Annotated in this window: 13 protein-coding genes; 5 read left to right on the top strand and 8 right to left on the bottom strand. The window is 64.3% G+C overall.

Translation table 11 applies throughout. The features are described 5' to 3' along the window. Nucleotides 1–31 precede the first annotated feature (31 nt). Nucleotides 32–2,503 carry a Tex family protein gene (locus SB659_RS04205; RefSeq protein ID WP_410549596.1) on the top strand — a complete coding sequence of 824 codons (2,472 nt, stop codon included), beginning with the start codon at nucleotides 32–34 and terminating at the stop codon, nucleotides 2,501–2,503. A 50-nt stretch (nucleotides 2,504–2,553) separates the two neighbouring features. Here SB659_RS04205 and SB659_RS04200 read toward each other — a convergent pair whose 3' ends face one another. The 7 genes from SB659_RS04200 to pxpA form a co-directional block, all read right to left on the bottom strand. After that, nucleotides 2,554–3,600: an alpha/beta hydrolase gene (locus SB659_RS04200; protein WP_284977564.1), complete on the bottom strand. Its 1,047-nt coding sequence runs from the start codon at nucleotides 3,598–3,600 to the stop codon at nucleotides 2,554–2,556. A gap of 21 nt (nucleotides 3,601–3,621) precedes the next feature. Next, complete coding sequence (locus SB659_RS04195; RefSeq protein WP_284977565.1) at nucleotides 3,622–4,023, bottom strand: DUF1622 domain-containing protein; 402 nt, start codon at nucleotides 4,021–4,023, stop codon at nucleotides 3,622–3,624. Nucleotides 4,024–4,204: 181 nt separating this feature from the next. Continuing rightward, the gene (locus SB659_RS04190; RefSeq protein WP_410549595.1) at nucleotides 4,205–5,185 is read right to left on the bottom strand and encodes a biotin-dependent carboxyltransferase family protein; all 981 of its coding nucleotides are present in this window, start codon (nucleotides 5,183–5,185) and stop codon (nucleotides 4,205–4,207) included. Further along, on the bottom strand, nucleotides 5,175–6,098 hold the full coding sequence (locus SB659_RS04185; protein WP_410549594.1) for a 5-oxoprolinase subunit B family protein: 924 nt from the start codon (nucleotides 6,096–6,098) through the stop codon (nucleotides 5,175–5,177). The genes SB659_RS04190 and SB659_RS04185 overlap by 11 nt, the downstream gene beginning before the upstream one ends. Continuing rightward, nucleotides 6,095–7,450: an acetyl/propionyl/methylcrotonyl-CoA carboxylase subunit alpha gene (locus SB659_RS04180; RefSeq protein ID WP_410549593.1), complete on the bottom strand. Its 1,356-nt coding sequence runs from the start codon at nucleotides 7,448–7,450 to the stop codon at nucleotides 6,095–6,097. Before SB659_RS04180 ends, SB659_RS04185 begins: the two co-directional genes overlap by 4 nt. A 6-nt stretch (nucleotides 7,451–7,456) precedes the next feature. Continuing rightward, complete coding sequence (locus tag SB659_RS04175; protein WP_090820234.1) at nucleotides 7,457–7,696, bottom strand: acetyl-CoA carboxylase; 240 nt, start codon at nucleotides 7,694–7,696, stop codon at nucleotides 7,457–7,459. A gap of 55 nt (nucleotides 7,697–7,751) precedes the next feature. After that, a complete protein-coding gene (pxpA, locus tag SB659_RS04170; protein ID WP_410549592.1) occupies nucleotides 7,752–8,516 on the bottom strand; it encodes a 5-oxoprolinase subunit PxpA in 765 nt (254 codons plus the stop codon). Nucleotides 8,517–8,637: 121 nt separating this feature from the next. Here pxpA and SB659_RS04165 point away from each other — a divergent pair, with 121 nt between their 5' ends. Further along, nucleotides 8,638–10,098, top strand: coding sequence for a PucR family transcriptional regulator (locus SB659_RS04165; RefSeq protein WP_410549591.1), 1,461 nt, complete (start codon nucleotides 8,638–8,640; stop codon nucleotides 10,096–10,098). Nucleotides 10,099–10,125: 27 nt separating this feature from the next. Here SB659_RS04165 and SB659_RS04160 read toward each other — a convergent pair whose 3' ends face one another. Then, nucleotides 10,126–11,037 (bottom strand): MSMEG_6728 family protein, encoded by a 912-nt coding sequence (locus SB659_RS04160; RefSeq protein ID WP_410549590.1) that lies wholly within the window; start codon nucleotides 11,035–11,037, stop codon nucleotides 10,126–10,128. Nucleotides 11,038–11,119: 82 nt separating this feature from the next. Here SB659_RS04160 and SB659_RS04155 point away from each other — a divergent pair, with 82 nt between their 5' ends. The 3 genes from SB659_RS04155 to SB659_RS04145 all read left to right on the top strand — a co-directional run bounded on the left by SB659_RS04155 (nucleotide 11,120) and on the right by SB659_RS04145 (nucleotide 13,547). Then, nucleotides 11,120–12,142 (top strand): adenosine deaminase, encoded by a 1,023-nt coding sequence (locus SB659_RS04155; RefSeq protein WP_410549589.1) that lies wholly within the window; start codon nucleotides 11,120–11,122, stop codon nucleotides 12,140–12,142. 131 nt (nucleotides 12,143–12,273) lie between these two features. Next, on the top strand, nucleotides 12,274–13,170 hold the full coding sequence (locus SB659_RS04150) for a glycosidase (protein ID WP_410549588.1): 897 nt from the start codon (nucleotides 12,274–12,276) through the stop codon (nucleotides 13,168–13,170). 92 nt (nucleotides 13,171–13,262) lie between these two features. After that, nucleotides 13,263–13,547 carry an acylphosphatase gene (locus tag SB659_RS04145; protein WP_410549587.1) on the top strand — a complete coding sequence of 95 codons (285 nt, stop codon included), beginning with the start codon at nucleotides 13,263–13,265 and terminating at the stop codon, nucleotides 13,545–13,547. Nucleotides 13,548–13,555 lie beyond the last annotated feature (8 nt).

Here is a 13,555-nt window from a genome sequence, read left to right as displayed (position 1 = left end):
TGAAACTGTCGGCCGGGTGAGGCAAACTGTCATGGTGACTTTAAATCTCCAGCGCCAGCCAGCAGCTTCCGTAGATACAGCCATCCATGCCTTGATCGCTTCTGAACTCGGCGTCAAGGCATGGCAGGTTAAGGCAGCGGTGGAACTGCTCGACGGCGGATCCACCGTCCCCTTCATCGCCCGCTATCGCAAGGAAGTCACCGGGACGCTCGATGACACCCAATTGCGGGACCTCGAAGAACGGCTCCGTTACCTGCGTGAACTGGAGGAACGCCGCCGGTCCGTCCTTGAGGCGATTGCTGCCCAAGGCAAACTCACCCCGGAGCTGGAGGCCGCCGTCGTCGGAGCGGACACCAAGGCCAGGCTGGAAGATATCTACCTTCCGTTCAAATCCAAGCGCCGCACCAAAGCCCAGATCGCGCGGGAGGCGGGGCTGGAACCGCTCGCCGATGTCCTGCTGGCGAACCCGCAGCTGGACCCCGCGGCTGAAGCTGCGAAGTACCTCAACGCCGAGCATGCAATAGGGGACGCTGCTGCCGCGCTCGCAGGTGCCCGCGCCATTTTGGTGGAGCGGGTGGGGCAAGATGCGGATCTGGCAGAGGATCTGCGTGAACGCCTGTGGAAGCAGGGGCGCATGGTGTCCCGCGTCAAGAAGGGCATGGAGGCCGAAGGCCAAAAGTTCAAGGACTACTTCGAGTTCACGCAGGTACCCTCCGGCATGCCGTCGCACCGCGTGCTCGCCCTTTTGCGCGGCGAGAAGGATGGGATCCTGGAGTTGGATCTCGCCGAAGCGGACCCGGCTGACGACGACGCCCTGGCCGCCGCCCGCAGCCGCTATGAGAACGCTGTGGCCAGGCGCCTCGGCGTCGCCAACCATGGCCGGCCCGCTGAGGCCTGGCTGATGCAGACCGCCCAACTGGCGTGGCGCGGCCGCATCTTGGATCGCCTCACAACGGATCTCCGCGGACGGATGTTTGCCGACGCCGAGGACGAAGCCGTGCGGGTCTTCGCTGCGAACCTCCGTGATGTCCTCCTTGCCGCTCCCGCCGGGAACAGGGCCACACTGGGCTTGGATCCAGGGCTCCGGACGGGTGTGAAGGTCGCGGTGGTGGACGGCACCGGCAAAGTTGTCACCACGGACACCATCTACCCGCACGCTCCTGCCAAGAAGTGGGACGAGGCATTGGCCACACTGGTGCGGCTGGCCAAGCAACACAGCGTGGAACTCGTGGCGATTGGCAACGGGACAGCCTCCCGAGAAACTGACAAGCTGGCCACTGAGCTCATCAAGTCCCTTGAAGCCGCTGGCTCCAAGGGCGTCCAGAAGCTTGTGGTGTCCGAGGCTGGTGCATCGGTGTATTCGGCCTCCGCCTTGGCGGCCTCTGAACTTCCCGGCATGGATGTTTCACTCCGCGGCGCGGTCTCCATTGCCAGGCGGTTGCAGGATCCGTTGGCCGAATTGGTCAAAATCGAACCCAAGTCCATTGGCGTGGGCCAGTATCAGCACGATGTCACTGCCGCGAAGCTGGATAGATCCCTTGATGCCGTAGTGGAGGACTGCGTGAACGCTGTTGGTGTTGACGTCAATACGGCCTCCCCGGCGCTACTTAGCCGGGTGGCCGGCGTCGGACCGCTCCTCAGCGAAAACATCGTGGCGTACCGCAACGAGAATGGACCTTTCGCCAAGCGAAGCGACCTGAAGAAAGTCCCGCGGCTCGGCGCCAAGGCCTTCGAACAGTGCGCGGGGTTTCTCCGGATCACCCGTGGAGCGGAACCACTCGATGCCTCCAGCGTCCACCCCGAGGCGTACTCCGTAGCTCGGAAGATCCTGGCGGCGGCCAGCGGTGGACCCACAAGCGTTCTGGATCCGCAGGCTTTCGTTGACGGCACCTTTGGCCTTCCGACGGTTCGGGACATCATGACCGAACTCGAGAAGCCCGGCCGTGACCCTCGGCCGGCGTTCAAGGCTGCCGCCTTTTCCGAAGGGATCGAGAAGATCTCGGACCTCAAACCAGGCATGATCCTTGAAGGCACGGTGACCAACGTGGCCGCGTTCGGTGCCTTCGTCGACGTCGGAGTCCACCAAGACGGTTTGGTGCACGTATCCGCACTGTCGAACAGGTTCGTCTCGGATCCGCGGGAGATCGTGAAGTCAGGGCAGGTGGTCCGGGTCAAGGTTCTCGAGGCCGACCCCGAACGCAAGCGGATCTCGCTGACGTTAAGGCTCGACGACGAGCCGGGCACCGCTGGCGGGCGCGCCGCTGGTGGGCGTGGTTCCGGTGCTCGTGATGCAGGTGCTCGTGATGCCGGCGCGCAGCGTGCAACTGCGCAGCGTGCAGGCGGCCAGCCGGGCCCGCGCGGCGGCTCGCAACCGGGGCAGGGCGAGCGCCGGCAGGGGAACTCTCGCCAAGGCAAGCCCCAAGGAAAGCCCCAGCAAGCCCCCGCAGCTCCCGGCAACACAGCCATGGCCGAGGCACTCCGCCGCGCCGGGCTTGGCAAGTAGCCTGCTGTCGGCATGATCCAGCGTGCTGCACGGTGGGATTCGCCGGCGCGTCACAAGTCAGCCGTCCTGGCCTTCCACACGAGTGCGTCAGCTTGCTGTAGCGCCACCGGAAGCCAGCGGCCGATGCGTTCGAGGGCCAGCCGCCGGATAGGTTCGGACGACAGGAAGATGTCGTGCAAAGCGTTGGGCAGGCGGCTGATTGTCACAGTGTCCGCCAAGGACAGCGCCCGGTGGGCGACGGCGTCCACGTTGAGTGCGACGTCCGCTGTGAGCGCGTTGGCGGACCACTTTGGCTGGAGGTAGCTCTTGTCCGAGAGCAACACGAGCACCGGGATGTCGATGCCAAGGCCTGCAGCCACGGTTGCCTGCCCTCGAAATACGGCGTCAAGGAATGCGGGGGTGATGGGAAACCCGCGATCCGGCCGCCATTGAAGGTTGTAGTCCCATTCGCCGTCGAGCGTGGCTGATACGGCTCGGGTGTAGATGCCGGGATCCACGGGCGGCAACGGCACCAGGGGGTGAAGGCGGGCGCGCAGCCCCACTAGGGGCGCAATGGCACGCCGCCCGAACTCGGTGGCTTGGAATTCCAGCCACGGACTGTTGAGGATCAGTGCATCCGCGGCGCCGGGATGGCGGTGGGCCCACAGGCTCAGGGTAAGTCCGCCGGTGGAGTGGCCCAGCAGGATCAGGGGCCGCTTCGTTCCAGCCGCAGCACCAGACCGGCCCATGGCTTCCAATGCGGCTGCGATATCGGAGTCGTAGTCGGCAAGGTCCGTCACGAAACCCGGAGTCAGTCCCGGACGGAGGCTCCGGCCGTAATTGCGCAGGTCCAGGGCGTAGAAACGTGCGCCGGCGCGGTGCCAGAACTCGGCCACATGGCGCTGGAAAAAGTAGTCGGACCAACCGTGCACGTAAAGTACGTCTGCGTCGATGCCCGGCGTCGATACTTGGTCTGTCTCTCCCGCCCAGGGCTGCTCGGCGCCGTCGGGGCGTGCGCCAAGGTACCTGACCAACGTGGCGACAGCACCGGCGTCGAGCTGTAGCGTTAGTTGCTCAAAGCCCTCACCCAGAATGTCAGGAGTCCACGGCGGCGTCATGGTCGGATCGTCGCTGCGGGCCTAGGACGGAACCGAGGTGCTGGGCGCCGAGGTACCACTTCCGGGGTTCTTTTCCTTTTGCCATGGCCAGCGTCCGGTGATTTCCAACTCGAGGGAGAAGCTCAAGAACGTCCGGATCAGAACAATAATCGCCAGGACTCCGACACTTTCAAACGTCGGGGTGACCGCAACGGTGCGGATGATGTCGGCCGCCACCAGGAGCTCAAGACCCAGCAGGATCGATCGCCCCAGTAGTTGCCGGTAAGCCCGGTACGGCGAGAACGGGGCCAGGCCCTCGGCACGCTCGGGTTGGTAGCCCCGGAGCGCCATCGGAAGCGAAACCACGGCGCCCACCACCATGATGGCCACACCGGCAGCGTCCATGTAGCTGCCGACTTGTTCAATGATGTGCTGGAAATCCATGGTTCTCCCGAGTACGTGCGTCCCTCCACCGTCTCACAGACCCGGTTCCGCACGCAGCGCGGCACGCGCTCCAGCGAGATACGGCCCGCTCCAGAAAGGCGCGGCGCGCGCTTCAGCAAGACACGGCGCGCCACTGGCGCACCGCACCTTGCTGATGCCACTTCGCTGATGCAACTTCGGGTCAGGGCTTAGCGCCTAGGGATTCCCACGCCTTGCTCTTCTGCTCGGCGCGATCCTTGCGGGCGACGATGGCCTCGTCCTGGCTGACCGCGACGAATGTGGTCACCGTGCCGGGAGCCGCGCGGGCAACGAGGTCCATGTCCGCACTGATGACGGTTGCGACCATAGCGTAGCCTCCGCCGGAGACAGCGTCGCGGTGCAGGATAATGGGCTGGGTGCCTCCGGGAATCTGGATGGAACCCACCGCATAGCCCGCATCCACGATGTTGGAGGGATCTGATCCGGCGCCGAAGGGCTGTTCGCGTTCCTTCCACTCCACGCCTGGACCGGAGTAGCGCAGGCCCATGCGGTCGGCTACAGGAGTGACTTTCCATTCCCCGTTCAGGAGGTTGTCCTTTCCTGCATCGGTGAGCCGGTGGTCGTAGAGGCCCAGGACGATCCGGACGGACTGTTCCTTGGCAAAGGAAGGACGGAAGGACTCAGGGAGCGTCTCAACGGAGGGAAGGTCACCGCGCGCCGAACCAACCGGTACAAGGTCTCCGGCTTCGAGTTTTCTGCCGTTGAGCCCGCCGATACCGCCCAAGGTGTACGTTGAGCGGCTACCCAGGACTTCAGGAACGTCGATCCCGCCCTGGACGGCGATGTAGTACCGGGTGCCGCCCTGGATCACTCCGAAGCTGAGTTCGTCGCCGGCAGCCAGGTGAAGCCGCGTCCACTGGGGCTTGGCCTCTCCGTTGACTTTGACCTCCACGGGGGCGCCGGTGATCGCTATGACGGCCTCGGCGTCGGTCACCAGGACCGGGCCCAAATACGTGCACTCCAGGACAGCATCGCCGGGGCGGTTGCCAACCAACCCGTTTCCCAGTTCCGCGGAATACTGGTCCATGGACCCGCTCTGCGGGATGCCCACGTTGTAGTAGCCCGTGCGGCCTTGGTCCTGAACCGTGGTGGCGAGGCCGGGGTTCTTGATTTCAAATGCCATTGAGGGCCTCCATGAGTTCCTGGTTGTAGGCCTGCGGATCGGACAGCGCCTTGCCGGCGTCGAAGGTGACAGGGACTTGACGGTACCGGTAGCTGCCGTCCTCAACCTGGGCTTGGATGGCGTTGTACTCGTCCTCGGTGACCGGCTTGAACTTGACGATGTCGCCCGGGCGGAAGAAGACCATGAAGTCTTTGAAGTCGGCCAGCGACTGCGCGGGATCGTAAATCGGAGCCGCGGCCACCCCAAACATTTGGTAGCCGCCGGCGCCGCGCACTGAATAGATGGCCGCGAAGCAACCGCCGTGGCCCACGGTGAGTTTGGGCGTGTCGGTCCGAGGGCTGAGGTACTTGGGGACCTGCAACTGCTTGTCGCGCTCCACCAACTGGAAGAGGAACGGCAGCCCGGCCACGAAGCCCACCATGGAAACAAGCCAGGGTTGTTCGTGGTGGCGGCGGATGAACTCCGCAGCGTCCTTCAGCCCGTTGACTTTCGCCGCGTAGTCAAGGTCCGTGCCGCCGGGTTCTTGGTGGAACCCTTCGCGGAACCGCTGGGCTACCTCGGCCGTGAAGGGGTCGTCGTACCAGACAGGGACCTCGATGATCCTGGTTTCCAGCGACTGTTCGTCGTGGTTCCGGAGTTCCAGTTCGATCTTCCGGACCGTTGATTCCAGGGTCGACGGCGGCAGGATGTCCGGGTTGAACCGCACCAGGAGCGAGGCGTTGGCGGGGCAGATATCGACGACGCCGGACAGCTCGGCGTCGGCCAGTTTCCTGGCGATCGACATGACCTTGAAGTTCGCGGCGAGGCTCATGGACTCGTCCACTTCAACGAACAGGAACTCGTCACCGCCCCAGGTGTAGCGGGCTTCACTCCGCACGGAGTTTGACGAGAGCGCTGTGCTGGGCGTGGTCATTTCGCCTCCAAAAGATCGGGAGCGGACTCGATGAACTTGGAATGGTGGGTGACGGAGGCGAATTCGGGACGCGCCAGCAGCATCTTATGCACCGGAACGGTTGTTTTGACTCCCTCAACGTGCACGTTGTCGAGGGCTTCAAGGGCGGCGGCGATGGCGGCGTCGCGGTCAGCTGCGTGGACGATCAGCTTTGCCAGCATGGAGTCGTAGTAAGGGCTCACGACGGATCCGGTGTCCACGCCGGTGTCAACCCTGATGCCTTCACCTGAAGGCCATTCAACGGAGCCGAGCTCGCCGGGGCTGGGGAAGAAGTTGTTGCTGGGGTCCTCGGCGTTGATCCGGCACTCGATGGCGTGGCCGGTGAAATGGATGTCGTCCTGGGTGAGGGACATGGAACCGGTGCCTGCGATGAGGAGCTGCTCACGGACCAGGTCCACGCCGGTGATCTGTTCGGTGATGGGGTGTTCCACTTGGATGCGGGTGTTCATCTCGATGAACGCGGCCTCGTGATTCCGGGGGTCGTACAGGAACTCAACGGTCCCGGCTCCCCGGTATCCGCACTGCCTGGCCAGTTCCACGGATGACTCGCGGATGGTGTGCCGCACGGCTTCCGGGAGATCAGGGGCCGGTGCTTCTTCGATGACTTTCTGGGAGCGCCGTTGCATGGAGCAGTCACGGTCGCCGAGGTGGATGAAGTTGGTACCGTCGCCCAGGATCTGGACCTCCACGTGACGGGCATGCTCAACGAAGCGTTCCAGGTAGACCGTGGGATCGCCGAAGACCGACGCTGCCTCGCCACGGGCCATCTCGATAGTCTGCAGCAGTTCGTCCTCGCTGTTGACGAAGCGGATGCCGCGCCCACCGCCGCCGGCAGATGCTTTGACTACCAAGGGGTAGCCGATCCCGGCTGCAATGGCCACAGCGTCGGCGGCCGGGTCCAAGGGACCGTCGGAGCCGCGCAGCACCGGGACGCCGGCCTTGTGGGCCGATTCCCGGGCAAGCGACTTGTTTCCCATCATCTCGATGGCATCGGCGTCCGGTCCTACCCAAATCAACCCCGCGTCCGCCACTTTGCGGGCAAAGGAAGCGTTCTCGGAGAGGAAGCCGTAGCCGGGGTGGACGGCGTCGCAACCTGTTTCAAGGGCAGCGGCGATGAGCGCGTCCTGATTAAGGTAGCTGGCGGGCGCTGGTGCGGGACCAACCACCACGTACTCGTCGGCGGTTCGGGCGGCGAGGGAGCTGACGTCGGCCTCGCTCACGACCACCACCGTGCCGATACCCATGTCCCGGGCGGTCCGGAGGATCCGGACCGCGATCTCGCCGCGGTTGGCGATCAGCAGCTTTTGCATCATGGTTGCCTAACCTTCACGTACGACGACGATGGGGTCGCCCGGGTTGACCATGTCACCTTCGGCCACCTCGAACGATTCGAGGACGCCGGCAACGTCGGACTGGATTTCGGTGAACTGCTTCATGATTTCAACGATGCCCAGGGTTTGGCCTACTTCGATGGTGTCGCCTTCATTGGCGAACGGAGGCTTGCCGGGACCGGGCTTCCGGTAGAAGATGCCGGGAAGCGGGGAGACGATGGTTCCCATGGGTGTTCTCGCTTTCAGAGGGTTGTTGGAAAATCAGTGTGAGGACAGGGAGGGGTCAGCGGGCGTTGAGCACAGCTCGGACGGCCGAAGCCACCGCCACCGAATTCGGGGCGTCCGAGTGGACGCAGATACTGCCGAAAGTGATGTCCAGTTCGGTGCCGTCGACAGCCAGGACGGGACCGCCGTCGAGCGCTTTCCTGACGCGGTCAGCCGCGGCATCGGGGTTGGTGGGCTCGGGCCTGCGCTGGATCAAGAGCTCGCCGGCGGGGCCGTAGTTGAGGTCCACGTACAGCTCGGGGATGAAATCCACGCCCATGCCCTTGCAGACGGACTCGTGCGCTGTGCCTGCGAGGCCAAAGAAGGGGACGTTGAACAGTTTGGCAACGCCGGCAGCAGCGGCCATGAGCTCCTCGTCACCGGCCAACATTCCATACAGGGCGCCGTGGGGCTTGATGTGGTTCAGCGCCAGGCCGTGTTTGCCCAGGAACGCGGTCAACGCGCCGGTCTGGTAGAGGATGATCGACTCAGCCTCTTCCGGCCGGAGGACCATCCGCCGCCGGCCAAAGCCAACGGGATCGGGAAGGCCTGGGTGGGAGCCGACGGCCACGCCGTGTTCGGCGGCGAGTTCCACGGTCCTGTTCATGACGTCCGGATCGCCCGCGTGGTAGCCACAGGCCACGTTGGCGACGTCGATGATCCGCATCAGCTGCTCGTCGTTGCCGAATTCGTGAAGGCCTACGCCTTCGCCCACGTCCGAGTTCAGGAGCACAGCCCTACCGGGGGTGGACGCAGGAGTGCCAGAGGTCACATTCGTTTGCATGGGGGCAACGCTATCCAAACGCGGCCTGCAGGGTAATTGTGCAAGCTGCTGAATATTCGTGGGTGGATTATGATGGCTGCACTATTAGGCGGGCGAAGCGCCGCCAATGTTGGAGGCTCACATGCGTGTTTCGGACTTGATGGAAGACCCTGACCTGAAGATTGCCCTTCGGGTCCAAGGGACGCCCGGCCGCTTGGCGAGGCCCATCACCTGGTGTGCCCCGACGGAACACATGGACCCTACCCCCTTCCTCAGCGTCAATGCCCTGGTACTGACCAACGGGATGGGGCTGAATGTCAAGGACTACCGGATCTGGGAAGCCTACGTCGAGCGCCTGATGGAGGTTCCGGTGGCGGGGCTCGTGTTCGGTTTGGGGGCAGCCCACCGCGAGCTCCCGTCGGGTTTGGTGGAAGCCTGTGAAGCACAAGGCCTCCCGCTGTTGGAACTGCCGCCAGAGGTCCCCTTCGTCCTGGTCATGCGGCACGTCGAGCAGGTGATCGCCACCGAACGGTATGAGGAATTGCGTTCGGGGTGGGAGCTGGCCGACGAGTGTACCCGCTTGGCAGCTGACGGCCGCTCGCTGGCCACGGTCCTCGAACGGGTGGCCTCGTTCGTCCAAGCGCGGGTGACGGTGGTGGACGACGTCGGGTTCGAACTTATCGGGGCAGGAGACGCCGGGGGAGGTACTGCGCGGACAACCCTGCGCATTCCCAGCGGAGAGTCGCAGCGTTTCCGGCTCATGATCGAGGGCATCAAAAGCACCGTGGTGTTGCAGCCGATCCTTGGTCCGGTGGCAGCAGTAATCGCCATGCAGTTGAGCTACACACTGGGATCGCGCTCGCCCTTGCACTCCCGTGAGGCCGCGCGGTTCATGGAGGCGCTTTACGAGGACAGGGGAACCACGCCGGCGCAGCTGAAGCGCCTGGCTGTCGATACTGGCTTTGATCCGGAAGAGACGTGGGGGTCCGTGCTGATTGGTGCGTCAAAGGACATCCCGCGCCTGAAACTCCGGGCCATCGCATGGAGGGCCAGGGTTGGGCTTGAAACCAACTTCGGCATCGTCCGTTTCATGGAGGAGAAGGGGCTGACCACGCTGCTCGTGCAGCAGAAGAGGGGAAGCCTGGGACTTTTGGGGATGGTCCGTGGCTTCTTCAACGACGCGCCCGAACTCGCGGTGGTGGTCACGGAGGCCAGCACATTGAGCGAGCTACCGTTGGCGCTCAACCTGGCCCGCCGCCACGTTGGCAAGCCCGGGGTCCGAACAGCTCCGCTGGCCGACCTGACGGGAATCGTCCAAGGGCTGCCCAGTGCCGGGCTTGTGGCCATGTCCCAGCGGCTGCTGGCGCCGCTGACGTCCGACGGCGGCAGCGCCCTGCGCGAGACCCTCGCCTCCTACTTGCGGCACAGCGGCAGCTCACGGGAAATCTGCGATGAGCTCTTCATTCACAGGAACACCCTCAGCTACAGGCTGCGGAAGATCGAGGCCGCCCTGGGCCTGGATCTTTCCAACGGTGAAGTGCGTGCGACGTGTCTGCTGGCCCTCAGCATCGTCGCGGCCCATCCCCAGGGCACGCACGCCTAAGGCACGTGCCCGGATGAGGCTTCGGGGCTACTGCGGTGCCGGAACCGGGAAGAACACGCGCGGATCCTGCAGCAGCGCGGGGTAGTCGAAGTCGGAACGCTTGACCACGTTGGTGACCTCGAAGTTGCGTGCGAATCGTCCGTCTACCGTGATGGGACGGCCCTGAACGAGTCCGACGGCGAAGATGCGGCCGCCGTCGAACGGAACGGCGAGCTCGGACTTGCCGGGCAGCGTGTTGAACGCACGCTCCTGGGCCTGGCGCTTCCGGGTGGGCTTCTTCTCCTGCTGCTTTACAGGACGCTTCTTGGGCCCGCCTACCTGCCGGCGTGCCTTCTCCTCGGCGTACACGAATTCGTAACCGTCCTCAGCCGAAGCGGCAACAGGCTTCGCCTTGCCGTGCGGCGGCATGCTGACCGTGGTGAGCTGCTCCGGGCGGAGATCCTCCACGTTGGCGCGCAGGATCCAGAGGCTGTCTTCCTCAGGGTCCTCCGGGTGGAACTCGTGCTTGGGCTCCGGCCAAATGTACTCGAGCCTCTCTTCGGTGCCTGCGAAGAGTTCGCTGTAGTGTTTGGGATCTTTGCCGATGAGCTTGGAGCGGTGGCTGCGGTGGAGGTCCTCGTTGCCCAACCATGGCGGCATGACGATCCTGGAGGCGTAGTCAGGGTGCGCGGCCTGGGGTGCGAATTCGGCGATGTTGTCCCGCGTGTTGTCCGGGTGGCCGCGTTCCATCCATTCGTCCGCCATTGCCAATCCGTACATGGTCAACGCAGGGACGTGCCCCATCCACATGCGGACAGCGGGGTGGGACTGCCAGCCGTACTCGGGTATCACGAGCGCGCGGAGAACTTGCAGAGCTTCGACGCGCTGCTTGCCGAGCCTTGAGGTGTCGAGCGCGGCGGCGCTCTGACGGAAATCGGCAAAGGGGAGGAAGGTCTGCATCCTTTCAGTTTGACGGTGCTGCGCCTGAGAACCAAGTTGAGTGCTCCGGGACACGTCCGCGGATGGGGCCTAGAGTTGTCGGGTGGAAACTTTTGGCGAGAAAACGACGACGACGGCGCCCCCGGTTGCCGAACTGCACCTGCACATCGAAGGGACTCTCCAGCCGGAGCTGATCTTTGCCCTGGCCGAACGTAACAGCATCGACTTGCCCTATGAGGACATCGACGAGCTCAGGGAAAAATACGAATTCACGGACCTGCAGTCCTTCCTGGACCTCTACTACGCCAACATGGCAGTACTGCGGACTGAGCAGGACTTCACCGACATGACGCGGGCCTACCTGAAGCGGGCAGCCGCCGGGGGAGTGCGCCACGCCGAAATCATGATGGACCCACAGGCCCACACCTCCCGCGGCGTGGCATTGGAGACGTGCGTCAACGGTGTGGCCAACGCCTTGGCGACATCCGAGGAAGACTTCGGTGTTTCGACCCTCCTCATCGCCGCTTTCCTGCGCGACATGTCCGAGGACTCGGCACTAGAGGTGCTGGACCAACTCCTGGCCATGCACGCACCGATCGCTGGTATCGGCCTGGACTCCGCGGAGGTGGGCAATCCGCCGTCGAAATTCGAGCGGCTTTACCGGCGGGCCGGCGAAGCGGGGCTTCACCGGATCGCCCACGCTGGCGAGGAAGGGCCGGCGTCGTACATCACCGAGGCCCTGGACCGTTTGCACGTTGAAAGGATCGATCACGGCATCAGGTGCATGGAGGATACGGCCGTTGTCCAGAGGCTCGTGGCTGAGCAGGTGCCGCTGACGGTCTGCCCGCTCTCCAACGTCCGTCTCCGTGCAGTGGACAAACTCGCTGACCATCCGTTGCCCGCCATGCTTGCCGTTGGCTTGAACGTTTCGGTTAATTCGGACGATCCCGCGTATTTTGGTGGTTACGTGGATGATAACTTCAAGCAGATGGGGGAAGTCCTCGGCTTTTCCGTGCCGGAACAGGCAACGTTGGCGGCAAACTCCATCAGGTCCTCGTTCGCCAGCGACGCCCGAAAGACCCAGCTGCTCGATGAGGTGACGCGGTGGGTCCTCGCCGCTAGCTGAGAGGCGTGAACCACTTGGGCCCGTTGTGATGTCACACTCGGTCACGACACACGGTGTTTACGTTCCGTAGGCGCGGGAATTAACAAATCATTGGCAAACTGCTGTGGAGTATCCACCGTTGAAGGAGAAGCATGGGCGCGAACACCGCCGAAAACACCACCCTTCGTCTGAAGGCCGTTTTGGACATCCTCGCTGAAAGCGTGTGGGCCGGAACGACGCTGAACGCCGGGGAGGTACTGGCTGAAGCGACGGCCCGGGTCCCGTTCAATGACCACGAAGCCGAGCTGCTCAGCGGTGGCATCCCGCGGGGCCACAAGACCCTGACGTCGGCTTCGGCCAAGTTGGTCAAGGCCGGCTGGCTGGTCAAGGGCCGCTCCGGCTGGACCATTCCCGAGGACGGACTGCGTGCCACGGTCGCCTTCGCCGATCCCGCGGCTTTTGCCGCAGCGCTCGACGCCGGAACACCGGTTCCTGCTGACACCCCTGTTCCGACCGCCCCGCCGGTGAATGCCCAAGCGAAGAAGGCTGCCACCAAGCGCGCCTCGGCCAAGAAGGTTGCCGCCCCCGCTACCCCCCCTGCCGAGGCGGCAACCGACGTCGCCGAGCCCAAGGTCGCCGCGGCCAGGATCTCCGCTCCCAAGGCCGCCGCTACCAAAGCTGCTGCCGCTAAGAAGGCTCCTCGCAAGGCGAGCGCCAAGGCCGCACCGGCTTCCGCCGTCGAGACCTTGCCGCAGCCGGACGCCGTCGCCGTGGCGGGGGACTTCAACACGGTCCTGGGCGCGCCGGAGGACTGGGCACCGCAGCATGACGAAGCCCAGATGACGTTCGATGCCACCGCGCAGGTGTGGACGCTGACGGCTGACTTGCCGGCCGGGCACTACACGTACAAAATCGCGCTGAACCGCTCGTGGGACGAGAACTACGGTGCGTTCGGTGCCCGGGACGGTGCCAATCACGAACTGCACCACGACGGCGGTCCCGTCACCATCACGTACAGCCACGAGACCCGGGACATCGTGATCAGCTAGGTATTTCGCTGCTGGCTCCCGCCCTTGTTCGCGCATGCGCCCGTAGTACGGGAGGCGTGACGGACAAGGGCGGGATTCGTTAAGGTGGCTTCATGGCAGCAGACCAGGTTCGTCTTACGGCCCGGGTTACAGGCGTGGTCCAAGGCGTGGGCTTCCGTTATTGGACGGCACGAAAAGCCGGGGAACTCAGGCTCAGGGGAAGCGTTTCCAACCGCACCGACGGCTCAGTGGAGTTGGTAGCCGAAGGGCCTGCGCGCGAGGTTAGTGAGTTCACGGCCTGGCTCCACTCCGACCGGGCGCCCGGGCGCGTGGAAAACGTTGACTTCACGGTCTCTGACCCAACAGGAGAGTTCGACGATTTCCGGATAGTGGGGTAGCCCAGTGG

Source organism: Arthrobacter sp. SIMBA_036 (assembly GCF_046535135.1).
GTDB lineage: Bacteria > Actinomycetota > Actinomycetes > Actinomycetales > Micrococcaceae > Arthrobacter.
The sequence above is the reverse complement of the archived record's forward strand: the minus strand, read 5'-3'. Positions and strand labels throughout refer to the sequence as shown.